Genomic DNA, 25,731 nt, shown 5'->3' with positions numbered 1-25,731 from the left:
CCGATGCTAGTGTGGGGCCTCCCCATGCGAAAGTAGGTCACCGCCAGGGCCTCTCCCAAAAACCCCCTCCACTTATCAGCGGCGGGGGTTTTTCCTTTGGGAAATCCACAGAATCGGCGACTCGGCGGCGAGGTGACGTCGAAACGTCGACCCGTCACGCTCTACCCATCTTGCAATGCAGCACCCAATTCGAACTCCGGCGCAGCAGTCCGCAGTATCCCATGCCCCAATGCCGCTGCGGTATGCGCAAGAGCGCGTCTTTCCGCACGTTGGCGCCGCTCCATCGCGGCCGGGTTACTCTGATCCCTCTGATCCCTCTGATCCCTCTGATCCCTCTGATCCCTCTGATCCCTCTGATCCCTCTGATCCCTCTGATCCCTTGGTCTGAGGTGATGTCCCCAGGGCTGTGAAGGTCACGAAAAGTGTAGAAATGTAACCGATTGATTTACCTGCTTTGCGCTGCCTCAAATCCGGTGCTAACCACCGGAGCACTGCCTGGGTGCCCGCGTAAAGTGCTGATTATAAAAGTTGTATTTTCGCACCTTCAAAGCCCTGGTGATGTCCCTCGCTAGAGAAATGTTCTAGATTCTCATCTAGAAGGAATCTTGCTGTCTCTTTCGTGTTTTCGTGCGACTTTGTTTTCTTTGTCTATCCTTTGTGTTTTCTTTGTCTATCCTTTGAACGTCTAAAATTCTTAGAATCCGTGCATAGCATGAAGGAGAGAAGGGATTCGTTGAGGGTCGCTTCTATCCTACTTCAAATCTATCATTTTGATTTATATTGTAAAATAACCTTCATAACTGCTGGCTATCGTGTTGATCGAAACATACGATCTGTAGAATACCCCAAAGCGCCTTGTGCAAAAGTGGTTGTTCGCCTAGAGTCTGGTGAAAGGGAAAAAGATCATCAACTCTAAAACCGCGCAATAAGTGCTGGCAAATAACTGACCTAAATGCTAGGCTTTTGTCCAAACTAAAACATCGGGTATTTGACCATGGCCAAAGAATTCATCATGCCGACGGGTACGATCGAGGCTTACATCAGCAGTGCCTACCAGATTCCCGTCCTGACGCCAGAAGAAGAGAAGTCCCTTGCCGTGCAGCTCCGTGATCATGGTGATATGGATGCCGCGCGTCGGCTGGTCACATCTCATCTGCGGTTCGTGATTCGGATCGCCCGCGGTTACTTGGGATACGGATTGCCATTGCCGGACCTCATTCAAGAGGGCACGGTTGGTCTTATGAAGGCTGTGCGCCGCTTCGAGCCTGACATGGGCGTCCGCCTCGTTTCCTTCGCAGTTCATTGGATTCGGGCTGAAATCCATGAGTACATCCTGCGTAACTGGAGGATCGTGAAGGTAGCGACCACGAAAGCGCAGCGCAAACTGTTTTTCAACCTCCGTAGTTCCAAGAAGCGTCTCGGCTGGTTTACGAAACAGGAGGTTGAGGATGTTGCGGCAGACCTCGGTGTGAAGCCTGAGACCGTGCTGCAGATGGAGTCCCGGCTCGCCAACCAGGACTTGTCGTTCGATGGTCTTGAAGATGATGATGACGACGCGCCGAGCGCTCCATCGACCTATTTGCCGGACATCAGCATGGAGCCCGCGCGTCTTCTAGAGCGAGAAGACACCGACCGCAATCAGCGTCAGCGCCTCTACGCTGCCCTGCAAGGTCTGGATGACCGGAGCAAGACCATTCTCTACGAGCGTTGGTTGTCTGAGAAGAAGCAGACATTGCATGAGTTGGCTGAGCAGTTCGGTGTTTCCGCCGAGCGGATTCGTCAGATCGAGAAAAATGCGATGAAAAAGATGCGGTTGCAGCTCGAGGTGTGATTGACATCCTTGCCGATGTATTTCGGATGCGATGAGGCAAGACCCGTCAAGTGGCGGGTCTTCGTTCTAGCGCAGTCTCTCGCCGCGTTGAAGTCGGTGATCTGACCTTGCTCTGTCGCGGACTGTCTGAAGTGATTGTCGCGAATTGAGCTTTCGGGTGCGGCGGCGTTTTTGATGTTGTTTGGTGGCGGGGTGGGCCGATTAGCCTCCCCGTCCGAAGTGGGCCAAGCCCGCGTTTCGGCGGGTGCTGACAGAGCGAGTCTCGGGCCGGCATTGCTTTCGAGCGTGCGCCAATGCGCATCGCGCTATGACTTCTCTGCTTGGTAATTATCGAGGTTCTGCGGATAGAAACGTCTGCGCGATCGTGTTGCGCCGCAAAGGAGGGAGTGGGCAGCGACCGCCGCAGGATGCGAATGAGGTATCCGGGCATAAAAAGACGCGCTCTTGGCGCGTCTAAATGCTTGAAATTTGGTGCCCAGGGGCGGAATCGAACCACCGACACGCGGATTTTCAGTCCGCTGCTCTACCAACTGAGCTACCTGGGCTTCGAGTGATTCGCGTTGATTGCGATCACGTCGAGCTGCGTATTTAAGCAGCGTGAAAAGTGGTTGTCAATAGCTGGCGAGAAGTGTTGCTTGTAGGCCGTGCCTGGCTGACGTCAGTTGTTCGGCGGGACATAGCCCGCCGGCTTTTCGACCTCCCCACCAAAGAAGTAGTGTTCCATCTGGCTCTCTAGGAATTTGCGCGCCTTGGGGTCCATCGGGCTCAAGCGGTTCTCGTTGATGAGCATGGTCTGATGGCGAAGCCACTCCTGCCAGACCTGTTTGGAGACCTGTTCGAAGATGCGCTTGCCTAGGTCGCCTGGATAGGGCTGTCTTGCAAGTCCCTCGGCTTCTTGTCCGAGTTTGATGCAGTGAACCATTCGGGTCATTCAATCTCTCCCGCTAGATTGGGGTATTTGTCAGATCAGCGATGATCCTGCTGATGGGCGCTGGTGTTCCGAGCTTGTCGGCGCTAGCGAGAGATTCCCAGCGCTGACTGGCTCGATCCTGAATGCGTGGCGGTGACTTGTCGATTTCGATCGCCGCGATGCCGATGATGAGTGTGTAATGGCTAAAGGTGTGGCGTCGCTGCGGCAGCATTTCAATCCGCAGCGGTGGCATCTGCAGGTATGTCTGGCACCATTGCTCTGGCGAGGTTTCCGGCGAGGTTTCCGGTAAGCTCCAGAGCCCGCCCCAGACGCCCGTCGGCGGGCGCTGTTCCAACAGGATCTCTCCGTCAGCGTTCCGCACCGCGAGCATGAGGGTGCTCCGCGTCGGAAGCGTCTTGCGTGGTCGCGGAGAAGGCAGCTCCGACTGACGGCCCTGTCGACGGGCGACGCAATTATCAGTGAGCGGGCATCGATCGCACGCCGGCCTGCTGCGCGTGCAGAGTGTCGCCCCCAGATCCATCATTCCCTGATTGTAGTCGCCTGTGCGAGCGCTCGGTGTGCAGTGTTCGGCGAGCCGCCAGAGGTTGGCGAGCACGTCGCTCTTGCCTGGCCAGCCCGCAATGCCGAAATGGCGCGAGAGCACGCGTTTCACATTGCCGTCCAGAATCGGATGGTGCTGGCCGCGGGCGAGCGACAGGATGGCGCCGGCCGTTGAGCGTCCGATTCCTGGGAGGGCTTGGGCCTGCTCTAGCGTTGAGGGAAAGCGAGCCTCGTGGTGATCTCGGACTTGGCGGGCGGCGCGGTGGAGGTTGCGCGCGCGGGCGTAGTAGCCGAGCCCAGCCCAGTGGGCGAGTACGTCATCGAGCGTGGCGTTGGCGAGGTCGAGCAGGGTTGGGAAACGCTCCATGAAGCGCTCGAAGTAGGGGATGACGACCCCGACTTGCGTCTGCTGCAGCATGATCTCGGAGACCCAGACGCGATAGGCTGTGCGCGTCCTCTGCCAGGGCAGATCCTTGCGGCCATGTTGGCCCTGCCAGCGCAGGACGCGTTGCGCAAAATCGTCGGGAGGCGGCTTCATTCCGAGGTCGGCTTGGCCTGGTTGCAATTCCAGCAGATCTCGAAATCGTCGCTGACCAGTTCGCCGCAGGAGGCGCAGATCCAGGCTTCGCCATCCTCGCGCGCGTCTTTCTCCGTGAAGAAGTGTCGAAGCAACTCCAAGCCTCTGTCGAGATCCGCGTTGTCGATCAGCCAGAGCGTCGGGTAAATGTCTGCCGGCAGCTCTCCGATGGCGCCAGAGAGGTAGTCGCCGAGGATGACCGTCTCGATCAGATGCCGATCCAAGAGGTCGCGGAGGATCTGCGCTTCGATGCGATCGCGGGCTTGATAGAGTTGCTGCATGTTGGGAGGGGTGGAGCGGGTGATGGGAATCGAACCCACGCCATCAGCTTGGGAAGCTGAGGTTCTACCATTGAACTACACCCGCTTACAGCAGCTAAGTGTAAGCAGAGCTTGCCGGGATGGCAAGCTTCATCCATCGAAGGCGTACATCGCCTCGATCCGGTCGTGATAACGTTCGATGACTTTGTTGCGTTTTACCTTGAGTGTCGGTGTCAGCAGCCCGTTCTCGATCGACCAGGGCTCGAGCGTCACGGTCACGCGGCGGATCTTCGCATAACCGGGGAAGTCTCTGAGCGCGAGCCGGATGCGCTTGATGATGTCCTTGTGGAGCCGCGTGTCGTCCAGGCTCTCGGGCTGGTCTGGGTCCAGGCCGTACTCGCCCGCGAGCCCGCTCCAGAGGTCGGCGTTCAGCACCAGAAGGGCGGAGAGATGGGATTGGCCTTCGCCCAGCACCACGACCTGCTCGAACAGTGGGTCCATCGCGATCGCCATTTCCAGATCCGCTGGCGGGATCTTCTCGCCGTTGGAAAGCACCAGAATGTCCTTGATACGGCCCGTGATATAGATGTGGCCGTGCTCGATGCGGGCCTGGTCGCCTGTGTGCAGCCAGCCGTCGTGGCTCAGGATCTTGGTCGTGGCGGTGTGGTTGTTCCAATAGCCCTGCATCACGTTGTCGCCCTTGACCAAGAGTTCGCGCTCGGCGCCGACGCGCACCTGGACACCTCGAATGGGGACGCCGACGCTCTCTGGAATATTGTCTTCCAGCGGATTGAAGCTGACGACCGGGCTCGTTTCGGTGAGCCCATAGCCCTGGATCAGGGGTAGCCCCAGTCCAATGAAGGTGTGTGCCACTTCCGAGGGTAGGGCTGCTCCCCCGCTGACGGCGGCGCGCATGCGCCCGCCGAGCTTGTCGAGCACAGGGGTGGCCACCTTGCGTTTGAGCGTGGGCCACAGGAGCAGAAGCGGATGCCAGCCCCCGCGGCCCTGACGCTTGAGGAATGCCCGCCAGCCAGCGGCAACGGCGAGTCGGAACAGCCAGCGGACCGGGGCCGGGCGGGTCGCGAGTTGGTCCGCGATCTTCTGGTAAACGCGCTCGAAGACACGAGGGACCGCGATCATCACCGTCGGACGAATGGTCTTCATGTCCTCCGCAAGCTGCCCGACCGAGCGCGCAAAGGCGACCGTTGAGCCGGCCATGAGCGGCAAGTAATAGCCGCCCGTACGCTCGAGCATGTGCGAGAGCGGCAGAAAGGAGAGGAAGAGATCCTCCCCGTAGACGTTGATCAGCGTCAGGACGGCATGTGCGTTGGTGAGCATGTTGTGATGAGTCAACATCACGCCCTTGGGGCGCCCGGTGGTGCCCGAGGTGTAGACGATGGTTGCGAGCGAGCGCGGATCGCCGTTGCGCTGGACGAGCGGCGGGGCGCTGTTCGGCAGCCAATCCTCCGCGATCACGACCCTGGGGTCGGGCTCGGTCATGGCGCGAGCCGCCGGGCTGGACTCGAGGATGACGACGCGCAGCGGCCAGGGGGCGTCCCCGAGCGCCTCCGCGAGACGTCGCCAGCGTCCGGCGTCCTGGATGAGGAGCACCTTGACGGCGGCATCTTGCAGGATGTAAGCGGCGTTCTCGGCGCGATCGTCCGTGTAGAGGGGGATGGTGATCAACCCTCGGGAGAAGGCGGCTTGATCGAACATGACCCATTCCGGACAGTTGCGAAGCAGCATGGCGACGCGATCTCCGTCCGCCAGTGGCTCCTTGGCTAGGGCTTGATGCCAGCGTGCGACCCAATCGCCCATCTCGCGCCAGGTGAGCTGCCGCCAGCCCACGCCCGCGTCATAGTGACGGTAAGCGATGCGGTCGGGTGATCGCGAAACCCGTTGTACGAATAGGCCGTCCAGCGTCTTGGCGCGGTCGACAGCGATCAAGTCCTCGGACCATCGGCTCACAAGGGTGTCCTCATATCTCGTCTCTCGCGGCGCTCCAGGAAGCGCTTGCGCGGCGGCGGCCTGCGTCTAACGGGTCGATCAGCAGCAGGCGTCGGTCTTCACGGTCATTCCTGCGCTGTATCCAGCATGGAGCGGCCAACGGCCGGATCCAGGGACGCATCTCGTTGTGGCCGCAGGCTTAAATGCAGATCCCTCGCTTTCCATGAGGGATGCAGGTTCCATGGGGGATGCAAACGGTATAAAGCCCGTCATCGTTTTGCAATCCTCGCGTTTGCCTTGTTCATTGCCTAGATTGATAATTTCGCTTGAAATTCTGTCCCGGCATGCAATATTAGTGAAATCTAATATTTATGGATCGACAACTGTCATGTTGAATTTCAAGCTGATTGCAGCAGTCCCCGCACTGCTGGTGCTCTCTGTGCAGATCGCACAGGGGGCACCGCTACAGACGTCCGAGGTCCGTGCCCAGCCGCTACCGCGCGAGTATCGTCTGGATGGCGTCATCGAGGCCGTCAACCGCACCACGGTCTCCGCTCAGACGCAGGGCCAGGTGGAGGAGCTCTTCTACGACGTCGACGACTTCGTCGAGAAGGGCGCCGTCCTCGTGCGGCTGAAGGACACGGAACATCGTGCGCGGGTGGGCCAAGCCGCCGCGGATCTCAAGTCCGCGGCGGCACGGCTGCAGCAGGCCAAGGAGGAGCATGAGCGGGTCGTCGGGCTCTATCGCAAGAAGAATGTCTCGGCATCCGCCATGGACAAGGCCAAAGCCGACCTCGAGAGCGCTCAGGCCGCGCTGGATGCCTCGACGGCGCGTCTGGAGCAGGCACAGGAGCAACTCGCCTACACGCAGATACGCGCGCCTTACTCGGGGATCGTGACCCACCGTCACGTCTCGGTCGGCGAGGTCGCCAGTCCTGGCTCGCCGGTGATGAGCGGCATCTCCCTGGACCAGCTGCGCGTCACGGTCGACGTGCCGCAAAGCATCATCCCGTCCGTCAGAGGGGGGGCGTCGTCGAGTGCGCGCGTGCGCGTCTATCTGCCTGACGGCGAGGTCACGGAGACGAGTAAGATCACGGTCTTCCCCTTCGCCGACCTGGGATCCAATACCTTTAAGGTGCGCATCGATCTGCCGGTGACGGATGGCGATCCGGATCAGGTCCTCTTCCCCGGAATGCTGGTCAAGACGGGCTTCGTGGTCGGCGAGAAGTCCGAGCTGATGGTGCCGCGGGCGGCCGTGGTTCACCGTTCCGAGGTGACAGGCGTCTATGTGATCGGCGCGGATGGACAGATCTCCTTTCGGCTCGTGCGGCTTGGGCAGATGCTGCCGGACGCCTATGTCGTCCTTGCCGGTCTGAGCGCAGGCGAGCAGGTGGCGCTGGACCCCATCGCCGCTGGCGTGGCGCTCAAGTCTCAGCTGGTCGCCGCGCGCGCGGAGCAGGCGGAGACGGCGCATGACTGAAGGACTCGGCATTTCGGGCCGGATCGCGCAGCGTTTTCAGGCCACGGAGATCACCCCTCTGCTCGCTTTGGTGGGCCTGCTGCTGGGCGTCTTCGCCGTACTGGTGACGCCGCGCGAGGAAGAGCCGCAGATCGATGTCACCTTCGCCGACGTCTTCATTCCCTATCCGGGCGCCTCGGCCTCGGAGATCGAGCACCTCGTCGCCGGTCCCGCCGAGCAGGTGCTCTCGGAGATCAAGGGCATCAAGCACGTCTACTCCGTTTCGCGCCCCGGCATGGCCGTGGTGACGGTCCAGTACCAGGTCGGCGAAGACAATACGGATGCGGTGGTGCGCCTCTTCAGCAAGGTGCAGTCCAATCAGGACTGGCTGCCGCCGAATCTCGGCGTGGGTACGCCCATCATCAAGCCCAAGGGGATCGATGATGTCCCCATCCTGACCGCGACGCTCTGGTCGAAGGATCCAAGCCTCGGGGCCTTCGAGCTGGGCAAGGTCGCCCATGCGATCGAGCAGGAGATCAAGCGTGTCCCCGGCACGCGCGACGTCTACACCCTGGGTGTGCCGGATCAGGTGGTCCGCGTGCTGCTCAAGCCCGAGACGCTCGCCGGCTACGACATCGATCTGTCCGACCTGCGCAACGCCCTGCAGGCCGGCAATCTCGCGCGCGACGACCTCCACGTCACCGCAGACAATCAGGAGATCCTGGTTCAGGCCGGTACCTTCCTGACCTCGCCGGAGCAGATCGGCGATCTGGTGGTCGGTCTGCATGGCGGCCGCCCCGTCTATTTGCGTGATGTCGCCACCATCGAGCGCGGACCGCAGCAGCCGGCGACCTATGTGCGCGTGGGTGCCGGCGCGGCGGCTGGGCAGGTCGGGATCGATCTGCTCGGGAGCACGCCGGCCGTCACCATCGCCGTGGCCAAGCAGTCCGGCGTCAATGCCGTCAAGGTCGCTCAGGACGTCATCGACCGCTTCGCGCAGCTGGAGGGCATCTTCATCCCGGAGAGCGTCGAGGTGACCGTCACGCGCAACTATGGCGCAACCGCTGACGCCAAGGCCAAGAAGCTGATCACCAAGCTCGCCTTCGCCACCGCGTCCGTGGTGCTGCTGGTGCTCTTCGCCATTGGCTGGCGCGAATCCGTGATCGTCGGCGCGGCGGTCATCGTCACCCTGGCATTGACCCTCTTCGCCTCCTGGGCCTACGGGTTCACGCTCAATCGCGTCTCGCTCTTCGCGCTCATCTTCTCCATCGGAATTCTGGTGGACGATGCCATCGTGGTGGTGGAGAACATCCATCGGCACATGGCCATGAAGCGGCCCCAGCCCGGACAGAGCCGTGCGTCCTGGCTGCTGGAGCTGATGCCGAGGGCGGTCGACGAGGTCGGCGGGCCAACCATCCTGGCGACCTTTACCGTGATTGCGGCACTCCTGCCCATGGCCTTCGTGACCGGGCTCATGGGGCCTTACATGAGCCCCATCCCCATCAATGCCTCGATGGGGATGTTGATCTCGCTCACGGTCGCCTTCGTCTTCACGCCCTGGATGACCAATTTCATGCTGGGGCGCGGGCGGGCCGCGGCGGGGCATGGCGAGCACGCCCACGCCTCCGACCACGGGGCCAGTGCCGGAAAGGGGGTTATGGACCGACTCTTTCACGGCCTGATCGGCCCCTTCCTCGTCGGGCGCAAGGGCATCCTGAACCGCTGGCTGCTGCTGGCGGGCGTGCTGCTGCTGATCGCCGCGTCCATCTTCCTCGCGGTCAATCGCACGGTGGTGCTCAAGATGCTGCCGTTCGACAACAAGAGCGAATTCCAGGTCGTTCTGGACATGCCGGAAGGCACCAGCCTGGAGCAGACCGCTCGGGTGCTGGCGGCGATGGGCGACTATCTCGCGAGCGTCCCCGAGGTCACGGACTATCAGTCCTACGCGGGTGCCGCGGCCCCGATCAATTTCAACGGATTGGTGCGGCAATACTATCTGCGCGAGGGGGCGAATCTGGGTGATCTCCAGGTCAACCTGGTCGACAAGCATCATCGCGACAAGAAGAGCCACGCCATTGCCCTGGCGTTGCGCGGCCCGCTGCAGGAGATCGCCACGGCCTATGGCGGGAACGCCAAGATCGTGGAGATCCCCCCGGGGCCGCCCGTGCTCTCGCCACTGGTGGCCGAGGTCTACGGGCTGGACTACGAGGGGCAGATTCGCGTCGCCAAGGAGGTGCGCGAGGTCTTCGAGAATACCCCGGACATCGTCGACGTGGACGACTCGGTCGAGGACGCCTCCAAGAAGCTCACCCTGGTCGTCGATCGCGCCAAGGCGGCTCGGCTCGGCGTGCAGCAGTCCAGCATCGCAACCGCCCTGGCGACCGTGCTGGACGGCGAGGATGTGAGCTTCCTCCATGGGGCTAACGTCAAGTACGCCGTGCCCATTCGGGTCGAGTACAGCGAGGCGGACAAGGCCGACCTGGAGCAGGTACTCGCCCTCAGGGTGCGTGCCAGCTCTGGCGACCTGGTGCCGATTTCGGAGATCGTGGAGGTCGTCGATGGACGCCGCGAGCACAGCATCTATCACAAGGATCTGCTGCCGGTCGTCTATGTGACGGGCGATATGGCGGGGAAGACGGATAGCCCGCTCTACGGGCTCTTCGAGATCGCCGAGACGCTGACGGCCGACAAGGGCCTGGAGCAGTGGTATCGCGCGGCGCCGACCAATCCCTACGAGTACAGCCTCAAGTGGGACGGCGAATGGCAGGTGACCTATGAGACCTTCCGTGACATGGGCATCGCCTATGGCGTCGGGCTGCTGCTCATCTATCTGTTGGTCGTGGCGCAATTCCGCAGCTATCTGGTTCCGCTGGTCATCATGGCGCCGATTCCGCTGACACTCATTGGGATCCTGCCTGGACACGCGATGCTCGGAGCCCAGTTCACCGCGACCTCCATGATCGGCATGATCGCGCTAGCGGGCATCATCGTGCGCAACTCCATCCTGCTCGTGGACTTCATCAACCAGCAGGTTCGCGAGGGGCTGACGCTCGAGGAGGCGGTGATCCGCTCGGCCATCGTGCGTGCCAAGCCCATCGCCCTGACCGCCGCCGCGGCCATGGCCGGGGCGGTCTTCATCCTCGACGATCCCATCTTCTCGGGGCTGGCGGTGTCCCTGCTGTTCGGGCTCTTCGTCTCGACCGTGTTGACTCTGGTGGTCATCCCGGTCGTCTACTATGGCGTGATGCGCAAGCGGGTCGACTGGATTCGCACGGCAACGGGCTGAGTCCAGGCGCGCGGGAGGCTGTTGGGAGCAAGGAGGCTCCGCGCTAATTCGCGGGCTGAGCGCCGTCGCGATGGATGACGGCCAGGAGATGCAGGTCGTCTCCGTGGCGCTCGTAGAGGATGCGAAAACCTTCCAGCGGTCGCTCGAGAACGCGAATGGCGTCGAGGTCGAGCAGCAGCTGCGGTCTGCTGGTCTCGGTCAGCAGCGCTTCGCTACGGGCAACGATGCGTTCGACGAGGTCGCGTGCGTGCGTCATGGAGTCGCGTGCGATCCAACCCGCGATCGCCTCGATATCGTCCAGGGCCGTCCGTGACCAGATCAGCTCTCCAGCCATCGATCCAGCCGCTGTTTCGCCTCGGTGTTGAGGTAGGCGCGCCCCTGGGCGATGTCCTCGCGTCCTTTGCGGGTCTTGGCGATGAGATAGAGCCGGTATTGGATATCTTCGAGCGTCGCGTCGTCGGGGAGCTGGCGCAGCATCTCGATGACCGCCTGCTTTGCATTCTGCATGACCCTGGTCCTGATGGATTCGCCTCGCCCGGAACACTATGCCGACGGACTGACGAGATCAAGTCAGCTTCAGCCGCCGGTCACAGGAGGGAAGAGGGCGACCTTGTCGCCGTCGTGGATGGGGGTGTCCGGGCGGGCAATCGCCTGATTGACCGCCGCCATGATGGCGGCGTCCTCTGCCAGGGCGCTGGACCAGACAGGGCCTCGCGTGCTCAGCCGCGCGCGCAGGTCGTCGCGGGTGTGGACCTCCGCCGGCAACGCAAACGTCTCGGCGTCCGTGCCCAGCGCCTCACGGAGTCGGGCGAAGTAGAGAATCCGGATCATGGTTGCGCGTGCCGTCTCAGTTGCGCGTGCGCTTTCAATGTAGCAGGTCGGCGAATGGGATGAAGTCGACCGGGTCGCCCCGCTCGATGACCTGGCCCGGCTGAAGCTGCACGAAGCCGTCCGCCCAGGCGACCGAAGAGAGCACGGCGGAGGAGCGGCTCGGATAGACGCTGACCTCCAGCGTCCCGTCCGCCCCGGTCTCGAGGCGGGCGCGATGAAACTCCAGGCGCTTATCCGGGCGTGGCCAATCGAATCCGGCTGGTAGCCGAAGCGTTCGCGCAGCGGCATCTCCGGCGATGCCTTGCAGGCGTCGCACGATGGGACGGGCGAAGAGACAGAGGGTCACGAAGAGCGAGACGGGGTTGCCAGGCGTGCCGAAGAAGGGTGTTTCCCGGACCCAGCCGAAGGCGACCGGTTTTCCCGGGCGAATGGCGATCTGGCAGAGGTCCAGGCGCCCGAGCTGCTCCACCGCGGGCTTGATGTGATCTTCCTCGCCCACCGAGACGCCGCCGCTGGCGATGATGAGATCGGCGTGCTCGGCCCCGCGCGCCAGTGCCTCGACCGTGCCATCCAGGCTGTCCTTGACGATGCCCAGGTCGATGACGTCGCAGCCCCAGCCAGCGAGTAACCCGATCAGGCTGAAGCGGTTGGAGTTGTAGATCTGTCCAGGTCCGAGCGGCTGGCCGGGCATGACCAGCTCATCGCCGCTGGAGAAGACGGCGACCCGCAGGCGCCGATAGACCCTCAGCTCGCCCACTCCGACGGATGCCGCCAACCCGAGGTGCTGGGGGCCGAGCTTCACGCCGGCGGCGATGACCTCCGCGCCCGCCTGGATGTCCTCACCGGCGCGGCGGATGTTCGTCCCTGGTTTGCAGTCCAGCGGGATGGCGACGCTGTCGCCGGTGTGCTCGCAGACCTCTTGGATGACAACGGTGTCGGTGCCCTGGGGGACGGGCGCGCCGGTGAAGATGCGTGCGGCGGTCCCCGGCTCCAAAGGCTGCCCGGTCGATCCCGCGGGGATGCGCTGGCTGACGCGCAGCTGGCCCTGGAGCGAGGCCAGGTCTGCGTGGCGGATGGCGTAGCCGTCCATGGCGCTGTTGTCCCAGCCAGGCACCTGAATGGCGCTGATCACGGGCTGCGCCAGCACTCGTCCGAGTGCCTGATCCGTCGGGACGCTTTCGTTGTCGGCGATGGGCGCGACCCTGGAGGCGAGGAAGGCGATGGCCTCGTCCTTGGTGAAAGACTGGCGGTTGTCGGGCGCGGCGGCGCACGCGTGGGCGTCGGTCATGGGGTCTGGCCTCAGCGCTCGAGCAGGCGCGGGATGAGTTGAGCGAAATTGCAGGGGCGGGTACGGCTGTCCAGCTGCGGCAGCAGGATGCGGTCCCAGGCCGTGCGGCAGGCACCGGTCGAGCCGGGGAGGCAGAAGACGAAGGTTCCGTTGGCGAGGCCGGCGAGCGCGCGCGACTGCAAGGTCGAGGCGCCGATGTCCTCGAAGGAGATCTGCCGGAACAGCTCGCCAAAGCCCTCGATGGTCTTGTCGAGCAGCGGTTGAATGGCCTCGGGCGTGCTGTCGCGCCCGGTGACGCCCGTTCCGCCGGTGCTCAGCACCAGGTTGATATCCGGGTCGGCGATCCAGCGCGAAAAGACGGCGCGCAGCTGATAGACGTCGTCTCGCACGATCTCCTTGGCGACGACCTGATGCCCAGCTGTCTCCGCGCGCTCCTTGAGGAGCTTGCCCGAGGTGTCCTCGTCCTCGCCGCGGCTGTCCGACACGGTGAGGACGGCGATCTTGAGTGGGATAAAAGGCTGCTCTGTGAAATGCTCGCTCATCATCGAACCTCTGGCGGGGGGCGGAAAGGGGGCGCTGGAATCGCAAGGGCGCGCAGGGACGTTGTCAGTGGCCGGCATGGCGCGGACGCTGCGCCATGCCGGCCAAGGGGTCACAGCACTTTCGGCACCAGGATCAGGATCCAGATCACGAGGCAAAAGGCGATGCTGGAAAAGACGGCGGCGGAGGCGATGTCCTTGGCCCGCCCGGATAGCTCATGCTTTTCCAGACCGACGCGGTCCACATTGGCCTCGATCGCTGAGTTCAGCAGCTCGACGATGGGAACGATCAGCAGGCTCCCGATGAGCATGGCCCGCTCGACGGGCGTCTCGCCCAGCCAAAGGCCTAGCGGGATCAGCGGGATCAGCAGGAAGACCTCCTGTCGGAAAGCCTCTTCGAACTCGAAGCAGTCCTTCAGCCCCTTCATGGAGTAACCGAAGGCTCGGACGACGCGGCGCCATCCCTTGTTGTTGTGGTTAGCCATGCGTGGTCTCACTTGCCGCCGGCTTCCAGGCCAGATCCAGATGTCTGGCGGCGCGGACATCATCGAGCCGACGGACCGGCATCTTGTGCGGCGCACCCTTGAGCGTCTCCGGCTCCTCCTGGGCTTCGCGTCGAATGGCGATCATGGCCTCGACGAATCCGTCCAGGTCTTCCTTGGTCTCGGACTCGGTCGGCTCGATCAGCAGACACTCGGGGACCAGAAGTGGGAAGTAGGTGGTCGGGGCGTGATAGCCGTAGTCCAGCAGGCGCTTGGCGAAGTCCATGGCGTTGACGCCAAGCTCGCGCGACTCGCGCTTGAGCGTGATGATGAACTCGTGGCTGGCGCGCCGCCGCGGATAAGCGGCCTCGAAGCCGGCCTCGCGCAGGCGGGCCATGAGGTAGTTGGCGTTGAGCGTGGCGAACTCGGACACCCGTCCCATGCCCTCGCGGCCGAGCATGCGTGCATAGACATAGGCCCTGAGCAGGATCCCCATGTTGCCACCGAAGGCCGTGAGCCGGCCGATCGTCTCCGGGCGCTCCGACTCGGTCAGCCAGTGGTAGTCATCGCCGTCGAAGTCGACCATGGGCACCGGCAGGAAAGGTTCCAGGCGTTTGGAGACGCCAACCGGACCCGCGCCCGGACCACCCCCCCCGTGTGGGGTCGAGAAGGTCTTGTGCAGGTTCATGTGGATGACGTCGAAGCCCATGTCGCCTGGTCGAACCTTGCCGAGGATGGCGTTGAGATTGGCGCCGTCGTAGTAGAGGAGACCGCCGGCGTCATGCACGCTGCGTGCGATCGCCTGGATGTTGCGGTCGAAGACGCCGACGGTGCTCGGATTGGTAAGCATGATGCCCGCGGTTTGCGGCCCGACAGCGGCCTTGAGTGCCTCGAGCTCGACGTCGCCGTCGTCGCCGGTCGGGATCTCGCGCACCTTGAATCCGCACATGGCGGCCGAGGCGGGATTGGTGCCGTGAGCGGCGTCCGGCACCAGGATTTCGGTGCGGGCGTGATCCCCGCGGGCCTGGTGGTAGGCGCGGATCATGGCGACGCCGGCAAACTCGCCTTGAGCACCCGCGGAGGGGGCGAGCGAGACGGCGTGCATCCCCGTGACCTGCTTGAGGATCTCCTGCAGGTCGAAGAGACAGGCCATGAGTCCCTGGCTGTGTGTCTCCGGCGCCATCGGGTGGCGCGCGAGGAAGCCGGGCAGCATCGCCAGGCTGTTACAGGCCCGCGGGTTGTACTTCATGGTACAGGAGCCCAGGGGATAGAAATGGGTGTCGATCGAGAAGTTCTTCTGCGACAGCCGCGTGTAGTGGCGTACCGCCTGCATCTCGGAGACCTCTGGCAGCGCGGGTCGCGCGCGACGGCGCAGCCCCTCTGGGATATCGGTCACCTGAGGGGCATCGAGTGGCGCCTGGGCGGTGGCCCGGCGACCGGTTCTGGATTGGTCGTGAATCAGCATGGCGGAGCGACAAGGAATCGGCATCATGTGGCCGCCCGCGAGCGAATCGCGAGGCGGGTGGGGCAGCAGCGGAGGTCTCAGAGCGCGGCGAGAGCGGCCTCGTAATCGGGCTCCTCGGTGATCTCGGGCACGAGCTGGGTATAGGCCACCCGGTTGTCGGCATCCAGGACGACGACCGCGCGGGCCGTGATGCCGGCGAGCGGGCCGTCCTCGATCAAGACTCCGTAGTCTTTCGCGAAGTTGCGTGAGCGCATCATGGAGAGGCCGATCACGTTCTCGATGCCCTCGGCACCGCAGAAGCGGCCCATGGCGAAAGGCAGATCGGCCGAGATGACGAGGGCGACCGCGTCGCTCTTGCCGGCCATGGCCTCATTGAACTTCTTGGTCGAGGTCGCGCAGACCGGGGTGTCGAGACTGGGGACGATGTTGAGCAGTTTCTTCTTGCTGGCGAAATCCGCCAGCGTCCTGTCGCCGAGATCCTTGTCGACCAGCTTGAAGTCGGGGGCCGTGCTGCCGACGGCGGGCAGATCGCCGTTGAGCGTGACGGGGTTGCCTTGGAGTGCGGTGGTGGCCATGGGTCGTCTCCGGTCGTTGGGTGAATGGTTCCGCGAATACATGCGGTCTGCGTCTCTCGGCGTGCGTCCTGTCAGCGAGTCGCTCGGGACATCCGGCCCCAGAGGCTTCCGATTCTGTGCTTGATGCTCAGGGCCGAGAGAACCTGTGTCTGTCTCTCAAGCAATGTATCGAGTTTGTTCTCGATGCGCGCAAGCTCAAGCTCGGTGCTCGGCGCCGCAGGCGTCGGTTCTGCGGTCGCGCCTCGCGGTCTGCTCGCGTCGAAGACCGCGATCCAGGCGGCGCTGTGCGGCAGGAAGGCATTGGCGCCAAGCGCGACGAAGTCCTCCCGCTGCCACGCGGATCTGTGGGTCTCGAAGGGGTTGTTTGGAACCTCTTGAGAATCGACGCGTTTGGGTACCGCGATGACGACGGCCTTGCCGATGCGTTTGAGCTGCCGAATGAATTCCAGGCCCTCCTCCTTGGTGAGGTGCTCGATGATTGCAAGTGCCAGGCAGAGGTCGTAGTGCTCGTCCGGGATGGTCGGCAGTGCCGTGCGCACGTCCTCGACGCGAATGTCGTCGTAGACCCAGTCCGGGATGTAATCCAAATAGTCCTCGAAGCCCTCGATGGCGTCGATGCGTGTCCCCGCCCAGCGTTTTGAGGAACGGTGCGCTCGGAACACCTTGGTATAGAAGGTCTCGTCGGAATAGAGGTCGAGCTGGATCCGGCTGAGCATGCCATAGACCCCAAAGCCGCAACCAACATCCAGCATTTTTTCGGGGCGGATCCGCAGCACCTCCTGCATGATGGGCGTGATCTGCTCGACATTGCTGAATGGCATCGGGTGCTCTCCTTGCCGGTTGCACGAAGGTCAGTGATGGTCGTGGGATTCTGACCTGGCGGACGGGGTGGAGCAATCCTCCACGCGTGGTGGCTAAGTGGTGGGCCCGCGGGTGGCTGGCCGGCTCGCGTCACCGTCTTTCCCGTCACATCTCGGGTGGCGCTTGGCTGTGGGTTGCGACGATTCGAGCCAGCGTGTCCCGATAGCTCTGCATCTCCTCCTCGGTGCGCAGCTCGGTCGCACAGACTAGGACGGCCGACCCGAGCTCTGGATAGTCCGACGCGAGATCCAAGCCACCGAGCAGGTTGTGGGCCGCCAGCGCGCGCAGGAGATCCGCGGCCGGCGCCGGCAGCCGCAGTGCCTGCTCGTGGAAGATGGGTCCATCGAAGACCGGTTCCACGCCCGGGATTTCGCACAGCATGGCCGCGAGCGCGCGCGTGTTGGCATGGCAGGCGGCGGCGACTCGCTCCAGTCCCTCGGGACCCAAGAGGGCCATGTGGATGGTGGCCGCGGTGACCAGCAGGCCCTGGTTGGTGCAGATGTTGGACGTCGCCTTGCCGCGGCGGATGTGCTGCTCGCGCGCCTGGAGCGTCAAGGTGAAGCCCGGCTTGCCGTCGAGGTCCAGCGTCCGCCCGGCGATCCGCCCCGGCAGCTGTCTGACCAGGTCCATCTTGCAGCAGAGAAAGCCGGCATAGGGTCCACCGGAGGCCAGCGGCATGCCCAGTGGTTGGGCCTCGCCGCAGGCGATGTCCGCGCCCCTGGCGCCCCAGTCGCCAGGCGGCGACAGCAGTGCCAGTGCGATTGGGTTGACCAGGGCGATCGCCAGCGCCTGATGGGCATGGGCCCAGTCGGTGAGCGCATCGACCGGCTCCAAGACACCGAAGAAATTGGGTTGGACGATGACGACGGCGGCGAGCTCATCCGCGCCAGCCGCGGTGTCGAGCTGGCCGGTTGACGTCTGTCCGGTCGCGGCATCGAAGGGCACCTCGATCAGCTCGATCCCCTGAGGCTCGACGATGCTCCGAACCGTGCGCCGATAGGCCGGATGCAGGGTCCGCGGCATCAGCACCTTGGTCGATTTGGTCTGCCGGTTCGCGCGCACCGCCATGAGGATGGCCTCGGCGAGGGCGGAGGCGCCGTCGTAGAGCGAGGCGTTGGAGGCATCCAGGCCGGTCAGCGCCGTCATCATGGACTGGAACTCGTAGAGCACCTGCAGCGTCCCCTGGCTGGCCTCGGCCTGATAGGGGGTGTAGGCGCTGTAGAACTCACCACGGGTCGCGATCTGCCAGACGGCGGCCGGGACGTGATGGTCGTAGGCGCCAGCCCCGATGAAACAGACCGGCTGTCCGTCGGCTCGGGCGCGCGCCTGCATCAGGCGGGCGATCTCCATCTCCGACATGCCGGTCGGGATCGCCGCCAGCTCGCCGATGCGCAGCTCCCGCGGGATCTCGTCGAAGAGCGCGTCGATGGAAGCGACGCCGATGGTGGCGAGCATCGCCGCGATGTCGTCTTGGGTGTGGGGTACGAAAGGCATAGATCGATGTCCGGGGTCCGGCACGCGGACCCTCGTTCTGTGGTGAGCCCGGCCGTTGCGAGCCTGGCGGCGGAGGGCGTCAGTCGTCTTCGTCCTCGACGGCTTGCTCGTAGGTGGCCGCGTCCAGGAGGTTGTGGTAGGCGCTCGGGTCGGCTGGCGCGAACCGGAAGATCCAACCATCTTCGTAAGGGCTGGTGTTGATGGTCTCCGGGGCGTCGGTGAGGGTCGCGTTGGTCTCGACGATCTCGCCGGCGAGCGGGGCGTAGATGTCGGAGGCCGCCTTGACCGACTCGACGACGGCACTGGCCTCCTCCGCCGCGATCGCGCGGCCGACCTCGGGGGGCTCGACGAAGACGATGTCGCCCAGCGCCTCTTGCGCGTGGTCGGTGATGCCGACGGTCAGGGTGCCGTCGCCATTGTCTTTCACCCATTCGTGGGTCTTGGTGTATCTCAACTCAGCGGGCACTTCGCTCATGCTCATTCCTCTATCTCGATCCCTCTGGGATCTTGGCTGTTACTGGGGCGCCGGTGCCTGCGTGGGGCGGGGCGGGGCGCCGGATCCTGGAGTGCGGCGCCAGCGTTAGAGCGCGATGCGCGCCTTGCCATGCCTCACGAAGGGTGGTTGGACGACGCGCGCGGGCACGGCCTTGCCGCGGATCTCGATGTCGCAGCTGTCCGCGATGCCCGGCTCGACACGGGCCAGGGCGATCGAGCGCTCCAGCGTCGGCGAGAATCCCCCCGAGGTGACTTCACCGACCGCGCGGCCATCACACAAGACCCGCTGGTGATTGCGGATCACCCCGCGTCCCGTCAGCAGCAGTCCGACGAAGACGCCGTGGTTCCCCGCGTCGCGCTGCTGGGTGAGTGCTTCCCGACCGATGAACTCGCGCTCGGCGGGCTCCCAGGCGAGGGTCCAGCCCAGCCCCGACTCGAGGGGGCCGATGTCTTCGTCCATGTCCTGGCCGTAGAGGTTCATTCCGGCCTCCAGCCGCAAGGTGTCGCGCGCACCCAATCCGCAGGGTTGGACGCCGGCGGCATTGAGCGATCGCCAGAGTCCGGCCGCTTCATCGGCGGGCAGCATGATTTCGAAGCCATCCTCGCCCGTATAGCCGGTTCGTCCCACGAACCAGCGCTCCCCGTCAGCGGCGAAAAAAGGCTGCAGCTGCATGGCGGCCTCACGCAGATCGGCGGGCAGCAGCGCGGCGGCTCTCTGGCGCGCCTCCGGGCCCTGGACGGCGATCATGGCGAGGTCGGAACGGCGGTCGATCTCGACCTCGAAGCCGGCGGCGTGCCGCTGCATCCAGGCGATATCCTTGTCGGCCGTCGCGGCATTCACGACGGCGCGGTATCGGCCCGGCTCGCGCGCGTAGACGATGAGGTCGTCGACCACGCCGCCGCGCGCGTTGAGCATGCAGCTGTAGAGCGCCTTGCCAGGGGCCTTGAGCTTGGCGACATCGTTGGCGAGGAGGTGGCGCAGGTAGGACTCCGCGTCCGCCCCCGCGATATCGACGGGCTGCATGTGGGACACGTCGAACATGCCCGCGGCGCGGCGCACGGCGTGATGCTCTTCCAGCTGGGAGCCATAATGCAGCGGCATGTCCCAGCCGCCGAAGGGGACGAGACGGGCACCGAGCCGCTCATGCTCCGGGTAAAGGGGGGTTCGCAATCCCATCCGACTCTCCGTTGGACCTGAACGAGCTGCCTGATCCTTGCGGACACAGACAAACGACAACAGCCGAAAGCCGCTGGCTTCAGGCTGTCGCCCCTCTGTCCTAGACCTGAGAGTTTGCGGCGCTCGGCCGATTGGCGTGCGCTGCTGCCCCGTCGGTGGGTAGCAGCTTTCGCATTCGCTGCTACCGCTCTCCAGAGTCGGTCGTTATTCCCGCGGTCCTTCTGCCTGAGCGATTCCGGGCGGTGTTGCGCCTTCGGCGCCGGCCAGAGGCCGGTCTCTCCCACGGGACTTGACACGAAGTCGGAACTATAAGCGCCGGACATCCCGATTACCAGTCGGGCAGCGTCCGGTGCTGGCGCGATCGCTCGCCTCAATCCTCGGTGGTGCCCTCGTCTTTGCGGCGGCGGAAGCTGGTGCCGCCGCAGTCCGCGCAGGGTGGGATGCGACCGGCCTTGACGAAGTGGGTTTGCGCGCCGCAGCGGTCGCAGGTGAGCGTGCCCGGCCCCGTGATCTCGCCGGCCTGGTAGAGACTCATCTGGCGCGCGGTCTCGGCCCATTGCGCGAGCTGCAGACTGGTCTGGTCCGCGACGCGCGTGAACATGTCCATCATGCGCTGCTCCATGAGCTGGAGATCGAAGCGCCACCAGTCGCGCAGCTCCTGACCGCTCTCGGCGATGTAGTTGGCGGCATCCTCGATGTCGCGCTTGATGTAGTCCGAGACCTTGTCGGCTTCCTCGCGGGTCAGCTCGCCGAGCTCGACCATGTTGTCGCGCGCCTTCTCGAGCATCTCGCGAAATTTCGGCACGGATTCCTTTTGCGCCTTCTCGATGGTCTCGTGCGTCTGCTTGAGCATCTGCTCATAGGCGCTCACGAGCTTGTCGGCGGGGTCTTTCGTCTCAGTCGAATCCGTCTTGTTCTCATCGCTCATGTCGTACCTCGGGACCGAGTCCTCTGTGGTTGGGCCAAGCCGCGGCAGCGTCTGCGCGGTTGCCTGGAGATTGGCGACCCCCTCATGGTTTCGCCTCGGGATAGTGCCATTTCAAGAGGAGCGCTGGCTAGCGGTCGCGGAGCCGCGGCGCTCTGCGCTATTCTAGGCGGGTTCCATTCCCCCCAACTCGCTTTCAACAAGACCACGACTCCATGCAGACCGACTACGATCCGCGCGTCATCGAGGCTGCGGCCCAGCGCTATTGGGAAGACAACCAGTCCTTCAAGGCTCGCGAGGATCCGTCCCGCGAGAAGTTCTACTGCCTGTCCATGTTTCCCTACCCATCCGGGCGGCTGCACATGGGGCATGTGCGCAACTACACCATTGGGGACGTGATCGCGCGCTATCAGCGGATGCTGGGCAAGAACGTGCTCCAGCCCATGGGCTGGGACGCCTTCGGTCTGCCCGCCGAGAACGCGGCCATCCAGCACGGCATCCCGCCCTCGCAGTGGACCAAGTCCAACATCGCCTACATGAAGGGCCAGCTCAAGCAGCTCGGTTTCGGCTACGACTGGGAGCGCGAGCTGGCAACCTGCGACCCGGATTATTACCGCTGGGAGCAGTGGCTCTTCACCCGCTTGATCGAGAAGGGGCTGGCTTACCGCTCGCGCGCCACGGTCAACTGGGATCCCATCGACCAGACGGTGCTGGCGAACGAGCAGGTCATCGACGGCAAGGGCTGGCGCTCGGGCGCGCCGGTCGAGAAGCGCGAGATCGAGCAGTGGTTCGTGCGCATCACCGACTATGCCCAGGAGTTGCTGGACGCCCTCGATGGCCTGGATGGCTGGCCGGAGCGGGTGCGCACCATGCAGCGCAACTGGATCGGGCGCTCCGAAGGCGTTCACATGGACTTCGGCATCGCGGGCTCCGAGGCGGTGCTGGGCATCTATACGACACGCCCGGATACCGTGATGGGCGTGACCTATGTCGCCGTCGCCGCGGAGCATCCGCTGGCGCACCGCGCCGCCGAGGACACTCCCGAGCTGGCGGCCTTCATCGAGGAGTGCCGCCAGGGCGGAACCTCCGAGGCCGAGATCGAGACCATGGAGAAGAAGGGGCATCGGCTCGGCATCGATGCCATCCATCCCATCACCGGCGAGCCCGTGCCGATCTTTGCGGCCAACTTCGTGCTCATGGGCTATGGCACGGGCGCGGTCATGGCCGTGCCTGCGCACGACCAGCGCGACTGGGAGTTTGCCGAGCGCTACGGTATCGCCAAGAAGCCCGTGATTCGCTCGGAGGACGGGAGTCCCTGCGGCATCGCGCAAGGCGCCTACACCGAGAAGGGGATCCTGTTCGACTCAGGCCCATTCGACGGGATGGACTTCGATCAGGCGCTGGAGGCCATCGCGCACTGGCTGTCCGAGCGCGGCAAGGGCGCGAAGACCGTCAATTTCCGCCTGCGTGACTGGGGCGTTTCGCGCCAACGTTACTGGGGCTGTCCGCTGCCCGTGGTCCACGCCGCCGATGGCGATGTGCGCCCCGAGACGGACCTGCCCGTGCGCCTGCCGGATGACGTCGTCGTCGATGGCTCGGGCTCGCCGCTCAAGCGCATGCCCGCCTTCTCCGAGCTGCCGAACGGCGAGACGCGCGAAACGGATACCTTCGACACCTTCTTCGAGTCGAGCTGGTACTACGCCCGCTATTGCTCCGCCGATTGCAACACGGCCATGCTCGACGAGCGTGCCAAGTATTGGCTGCCGGTCGATCAGTATGTCGGCGGTATCGAGCATGCGGTGCTGCATCTGCTCTATGCGCGCTTCTTCCACAAGCTGATGCGCGACGAGGGACTGGTCGACTGCGACGAGCCCTTTGCGCGGCTGCTGACGCAGGGCATGGTCATCGCGGAGACCTGGTATCGCGCCGATGCCGATGGCCGCAAGCAGTGGTTCAACCCCGCTGATGTCGAGGTCGAGCGCGACGACAAGGGCAAGCTGGTCGGCGCGGTGCTCAAGGCCGATGGTCAGCCGGTCAGCTTCGGCGGCATCGAGAAGATGTCCAAGTCCAAGAACAACGGTGTCGATCCCCAGTCCCTCACCGAACGCTATGGCGCCGATACGGTGCGCCTCTACACCATGTTCACCTCGCCGCCGGATCAGTCGCTGGAATGGAATGACGAGGGTGTCGAGGGCGCCTTCCGTTTCATCAAGCGCCTCTGGGCGCTGGCGGTCGGGGAGGCGGAGCTGATCCGGGCCGCGGGGGCCGTGCCCGATCTGGACGCGGCCGCGCGGGACGCCCGTCGCGAGATCCACGGCACGCTCAAGAAGGCCCTGTTCGACTACGAGCGTCAGCAGTTCAACACGGTGGTCTCCGCCTGCATGAGCATGGTCAACGTGCTCTACAAGCTGGAGGAGAGCGCGGCGCGCGGACCCTTGTTGCGCGAAGGTGTCGGCATCGTGCTGCGACTTCTGGCGCCCATCGCACCGCATGTCACCCATCACCTCTGGAGCGCGCTGGGGCTTGGTGACGACATCCTGAGTTCCGCCTGGCCGCGGGTGGATGAAGCCGCGCTCGAGCAGGACAGCATCGAGTACGTCGTTCAGGTCAACGGCAAGGTGCGCGGCAGCGTCAAGGTCGCGATCGACGCCGACAAGGATGCCGTTCAGGCCGCGGCGCTCGCCAACGCGCAGATCGGCAAGTTCGTCGGCGACAGCGCCATTCGCAAGGTCATTCTGGTGCCGAGGAAGCTGCTGAATATCGTTGTTTGAGCTGAGTCGTGGCTTGTAGAGTGAGTCGCGGTGTGCGATCGGGGCGTGCCTTGAAACGAGCGGGGGAGTGCGGATGATGGATGACGGACTGCGAGACGCCCATGCCTTGCGCGCCGAGCCAGGGAGACGTTTGTGAGCCGTCGAGCGGAACGACGGCTCACAGGCGCCGTGACGTCCAGCCAGGCGAGGGGCCGCCGCATTGCAAGGCTCGGCCGGCTCGCCTGGCTGGCCCTTGTCGTCACGCTGTCAACCGGTTGTGGCTTTCATCTTCGGGGTAGCGTCGAGGTTCCCGCTGAGTACAACCCGATCTTTTTGCAGAGTTCCCGCGACTCGCTGCTGCGCCCGGCGTTCAAAGACCTGCTGGTTGGTAGCAAGGTGCGTCTGACCGAGAGCACGGCGGACGCCAAGCTGAGGCTGCGCATCTTGTCCGAGCTGCGCTCTTCGCGCGTCGCGGCGGTCGATGCGAATGGCAAGACGCTCGCCTACGAACTCCATTATGTGGTTCGCTTCGATGCCGTGGGCGCCGATGGGCAGCAACGCGTTCCGCCCCTGACGCTGGACCTGATGCGCAACTTCGACAATCCCGATGTCGAGGTGCTCGGCAAACAGTTGGAGCAGGAAATGATCTACGAGGATTTCGCGACCGACGTGGCCGATCGCATCCTGATGCGTCTCAGGGCCGTGCTGGGCTAGGGTGCCGTGGTCATTGGTCAGCCTGTGAATGATGTTTGTGCGCGGCGCGGCGCTCGAGGTTGCGACTGATGCACGTCCGATTCAATCAACTGTCGGGACACCTCAAGTCAGGCGTGCTGCCTGTCTACCTCCTCTGTGGCGACGAGCCCTTTCAGTTCGGTGAGGCGGCACGCCTGATTCGCGAGAAGGCGAAGCGAGCGGACTACGACGAGCGCGAGGTGCTCGACGCCGAGGCCAGTTTCAACTGGGGTCTCTTGACCGCCGCGGCCGAGTCCATGTCACTCTTTTCGGACCGCAAGCTCATCGAGCTGCGGATCGGCAATGGCAAGATTGGCAAAGAGGGCAGCGAGGCGATTCGCCACTATTGCGAGCGCCCCTGTCCTGACAACCTCTTGCTCATTCTGGCGCCTGAGCTGGACCGTAAGGACCTTCAAGCGAAGTGGGCCAAGCAGGTCGAGGCCATTGGCGCCCTCGTCCAAGTCTGGCCGCTCAAGGAGCGTGAGCTGGAGGACTGGCTCGCGCAGCGCCTCAAGGCCGCCGGCTTTGCGCCGGAGCCAGGCGTTGCGGCCATGCTGGCCGAGCGCGCGGAAGGCAACCTTCTGGCGGGCGCGCAGGAGATCGAGAAGCTCAGGCTGCTGCACGAGTCCGGCCCCTTGCGGCTGGACGATCTGCTGGGCAATCTCGCCGACAGTGCCCGTTTCGATCTCTTTGCCTTGACGGATGCCGCGGTGGCCGGCGATCGCGCCCGTGTCCAGCGGATCCTATCCGTGCTCAGGGGCGAGGGAACCGCCGATGCGCTGATCCTCTGGGTGCTTGCGCGTGAGATCCGCATGTTGGCGGAGGCGGGCAGCGCCGTTGCGCATGGCGGGGCGCTGAGCGCGGTCTTCGCGGCGCATCGGGTTCCCAGGATGCGCCAGCAGGGCATCGAGGCGGCGTTGCGCCGGCTGCGCGCGCAGACCCTGCACCGGCTGCTCCAGCGCTGCGCGGAGATCGACCGCTCCATCAAGGGCCTGTCTCAGGAGGAACCCTGGCACGGACTGGCCGTGATCGCGGACAGCCTCTGCACCGGTGCCGCGCCGACCTCCGCGCGCGGCGACTAGTGGTCTAGAGTGAAAGTCCTAATACTGTTTCTGGGCGATCGATGGCATCCTACTCATCTGTCTTGAGTTTCGCCGATGAGTTGATGACACGATGCCACGCTGCACCCCGATTCCCGTTTCCCTCACCGACAAAGAACGTACCCAGTTGGAGGCGTTGGTGCGTCAGCACACCACGGCGCAGCAACTGGCGATCCGAGCCCGAAT

The 25,731-nt window shown here is 64.1% G+C and carries 23 protein-coding genes, 2 tRNA genes and 1 riboswitch; of the genes, 6 read left to right on the top strand and 19 right to left on the bottom strand.

The features are described 5' to 3' along the window. Nucleotides 1–994 precede the first annotated feature (994 nt). Nucleotides 995–1,831 (top strand): RNA polymerase sigma factor RpoH, encoded by an 837-nt coding sequence (rpoH, locus tag CKO23_RS19135; RefSeq protein ID WP_200333566.1) that lies wholly within the window; start codon nt 995–997, stop codon nt 1,829–1,831. A gap of 469 nt (nt 1,832–2,300) precedes the next feature. On the opposite strand, the gene CKO23_RS19130 is transcribed toward rpoH, so the two are convergent. The 6 genes from CKO23_RS19130 to CKO23_RS19105 form a co-directional block, all read right to left on the bottom strand. Then, nucleotides 2,301–2,376 (bottom strand) — tRNA-Phe (locus tag CKO23_RS19130). 113 nt (nt 2,377–2,489) lie between these two features. Then, nucleotides 2,490–2,762 (bottom strand): oxidative damage protection protein, encoded by a 273-nt coding sequence (locus CKO23_RS19125; RefSeq protein WP_200333564.1) that lies wholly within the window; start codon nt 2,760–2,762, stop codon nt 2,490–2,492. 13 nt (nt 2,763–2,775) lie between these two features. Continuing rightward, on the bottom strand, nt 2,776–3,840 hold the full coding sequence (gene mutY, locus CKO23_RS19120; RefSeq protein WP_200333562.1) for an A/G-specific adenine glycosylase: 1,065 nt from the start codon (nt 3,838–3,840) through the stop codon (nt 2,776–2,778). Then, nucleotides 3,837–4,160, bottom strand: coding sequence for a putative signal transducing protein (locus CKO23_RS19115; RefSeq protein WP_200333560.1), 324 nt, complete (start codon nt 4,158–4,160; stop codon nt 3,837–3,839). The genes mutY and CKO23_RS19115 overlap by 4 nt, the downstream gene beginning before the upstream one ends. 11 nt (nt 4,161–4,171) lie before the next feature. Then, nucleotides 4,172–4,245: transfer RNA gene (locus CKO23_RS19110), tRNA-Gly, on the bottom strand. A gap of 44 nt (nt 4,246–4,289) precedes the next feature. Further along, the gene (locus tag CKO23_RS19105; RefSeq protein ID WP_200333558.1) at nt 4,290–6,107 is read right to left on the bottom strand and encodes an AMP-binding protein; all 1,818 of its coding nucleotides are present in this window, start codon (nt 6,105–6,107) and stop codon (nt 4,290–4,292) included. Between the two features lie 367 nt (nt 6,108–6,474). Here CKO23_RS19105 and CKO23_RS19100 point away from each other — a divergent pair, with 367 nt between their 5' ends. Beyond that, the gene (locus CKO23_RS19100; protein ID WP_200333556.1) at nt 6,475–7,566 is read left to right on the top strand and encodes an efflux RND transporter periplasmic adaptor subunit; all 1,092 of its coding nucleotides are present in this window, start codon (nt 6,475–6,477) and stop codon (nt 7,564–7,566) included. Further along, nucleotides 7,559–10,831: an efflux RND transporter permease subunit gene (locus CKO23_RS19095; protein ID WP_200333554.1), complete on the top strand. Its 3,273-nt coding sequence runs from the start codon at nt 7,559–7,561 to the stop codon at nt 10,829–10,831. Before CKO23_RS19100 ends, CKO23_RS19095 begins: the two co-directional genes overlap by 8 nt. A 43-nt stretch (nt 10,832–10,874) precedes the next feature. Here CKO23_RS19095 and CKO23_RS19090 read toward each other — a convergent pair whose 3' ends face one another. The 13 genes from CKO23_RS19090 to CKO23_RS19030 form a co-directional block, all read right to left on the bottom strand. Next, a complete protein-coding gene (locus CKO23_RS19090) occupies nt 10,875–11,165 on the bottom strand; it encodes a type II toxin-antitoxin system RelE/ParE family toxin (protein ID WP_200333552.1) in 291 nt (96 codons plus the stop codon). Then, nucleotides 11,150–11,338, bottom strand: coding sequence for a hypothetical protein (locus tag CKO23_RS19085; RefSeq protein WP_200333550.1), 189 nt, complete (start codon nt 11,336–11,338; stop codon nt 11,150–11,152). The genes CKO23_RS19090 and CKO23_RS19085 overlap by 16 nt, the downstream gene beginning before the upstream one ends. Before the next feature lie 69 nt (nt 11,339–11,407). Continuing rightward, nucleotides 11,408–11,662, bottom strand: coding sequence for a molybdopterin converting factor subunit 1 (gene moaD / locus CKO23_RS19080; RefSeq protein ID WP_200333548.1), 255 nt, complete (start codon nt 11,660–11,662; stop codon nt 11,408–11,410). A gap of 34 nt (nt 11,663–11,696) precedes the next feature. After that, the gene (locus CKO23_RS19075; RefSeq protein WP_200333546.1) at nt 11,697–12,950 is read right to left on the bottom strand and encodes a molybdopterin molybdotransferase MoeA; all 1,254 of its coding nucleotides are present in this window, start codon (nt 12,948–12,950) and stop codon (nt 11,697–11,699) included. Nucleotides 12,951–12,961: 11 nt separating this feature from the next. Then, complete coding sequence (gene moaB / locus CKO23_RS19070; RefSeq protein ID WP_200333544.1) at nt 12,962–13,492, bottom strand: molybdenum cofactor biosynthesis protein B; 531 nt, start codon at nt 13,490–13,492, stop codon at nt 12,962–12,964. 110 nt (nt 13,493–13,602) lie between these two features. Further along, on the bottom strand, nt 13,603–13,974 hold the full coding sequence (locus CKO23_RS19065) for a diacylglycerol kinase (protein ID WP_200333542.1): 372 nt from the start codon (nt 13,972–13,974) through the stop codon (nt 13,603–13,605). After that, entirely contained in the window at nt 13,967–15,436 is a 1,470-nt protein-coding gene (gene gcvPB, locus CKO23_RS19060) for an aminomethyl-transferring glycine dehydrogenase subunit GcvPB (protein WP_200333540.1), read from the bottom strand. Before gcvPB ends, CKO23_RS19065 begins: the two co-directional genes overlap by 8 nt. Nucleotides 15,437–15,513: 77 nt before the next feature. Next, nucleotides 15,514–16,011 (bottom strand): thiol peroxidase, encoded by a 498-nt coding sequence (gene tpx / locus CKO23_RS19055; protein ID WP_200333538.1) that lies wholly within the window; start codon nt 16,009–16,011, stop codon nt 15,514–15,516. Nucleotides 16,012–16,082: 71 nt separating this feature from the next. After that, entirely contained in the window at nt 16,083–16,832 is a 750-nt protein-coding gene (locus CKO23_RS19050) for a class I SAM-dependent methyltransferase (protein ID WP_200333536.1), read from the bottom strand. 145 nt (nt 16,833–16,977) lie between these two features. Continuing rightward, on the bottom strand, nt 16,978–18,366 hold the full coding sequence (gcvPA, locus tag CKO23_RS19045) for an aminomethyl-transferring glycine dehydrogenase subunit GcvPA (RefSeq protein ID WP_200333535.1): 1,389 nt from the start codon (nt 18,364–18,366) through the stop codon (nt 16,978–16,980). Between the two features lie 79 nt (nt 18,367–18,445). Next, nucleotides 18,446–18,841 (bottom strand): glycine cleavage system protein GcvH, encoded by a 396-nt coding sequence (gene gcvH / locus CKO23_RS19040; RefSeq protein WP_200333570.1) that lies wholly within the window; start codon nt 18,839–18,841, stop codon nt 18,446–18,448. Nucleotides 18,842–18,946: 105 nt separating this feature from the next. After that, nucleotides 18,947–20,038 (bottom strand): glycine cleavage system aminomethyltransferase GcvT, encoded by a 1,092-nt coding sequence (gene gcvT, locus CKO23_RS19035; RefSeq protein WP_200333534.1) that lies wholly within the window; start codon nt 20,036–20,038, stop codon nt 18,947–18,949. 203 nt (nt 20,039–20,241) lie between these two features. Then, nucleotides 20,242–20,331: riboswitch (glycine riboswitch) on the bottom strand. A gap of 77 nt (nt 20,332–20,408) precedes the next feature. Then, the gene (locus CKO23_RS19030; RefSeq protein WP_200333533.1) at nt 20,409–20,966 is read right to left on the bottom strand and encodes a zinc ribbon-containing protein; all 558 of its coding nucleotides are present in this window, start codon (nt 20,964–20,966) and stop codon (nt 20,409–20,411) included. A gap of 212 nt (nt 20,967–21,178) precedes the next feature. Here CKO23_RS19030 and leuS point away from each other — a divergent pair, with 212 nt between their 5' ends. The 3 genes from leuS (at nt 21,179) to holA (ending at nt 25,527) form a co-directional block, all read left to right on the top strand. After that, on the top strand, nt 21,179–23,734 hold the full coding sequence (gene leuS / locus CKO23_RS19025) for a leucine--tRNA ligase (protein ID WP_200333532.1): 2,556 nt from the start codon (nt 21,179–21,181) through the stop codon (nt 23,732–23,734). Between the two features lie 132 nt (nt 23,735–23,866). Further along, a complete protein-coding gene (locus CKO23_RS19020; RefSeq protein WP_346014642.1) occupies nt 23,867–24,427 on the top strand; it encodes an LPS-assembly lipoprotein LptE in 561 nt (186 codons plus the stop codon). Nucleotides 24,428–24,495: 68 nt separating this feature from the next. Beyond that, the gene (holA, locus tag CKO23_RS19015) at nt 24,496–25,527 is read left to right on the top strand and encodes a DNA polymerase III subunit delta (RefSeq protein WP_200333525.1); all 1,032 of its coding nucleotides are present in this window, start codon (nt 24,496–24,498) and stop codon (nt 25,525–25,527) included. Nucleotides 25,528–25,731: the final 204 nt, after the last annotated feature.

This window comes from Thiocystis violacea, assembly GCF_016583565.1.
Taxonomy (GTDB): Bacteria; Pseudomonadota; Gammaproteobacteria; order Chromatiales; family Chromatiaceae; genus Thiorhodococcus; species Thiorhodococcus violaceus_A.
This window is presented reverse-complemented; position numbering and strand designations above follow the sequence as displayed.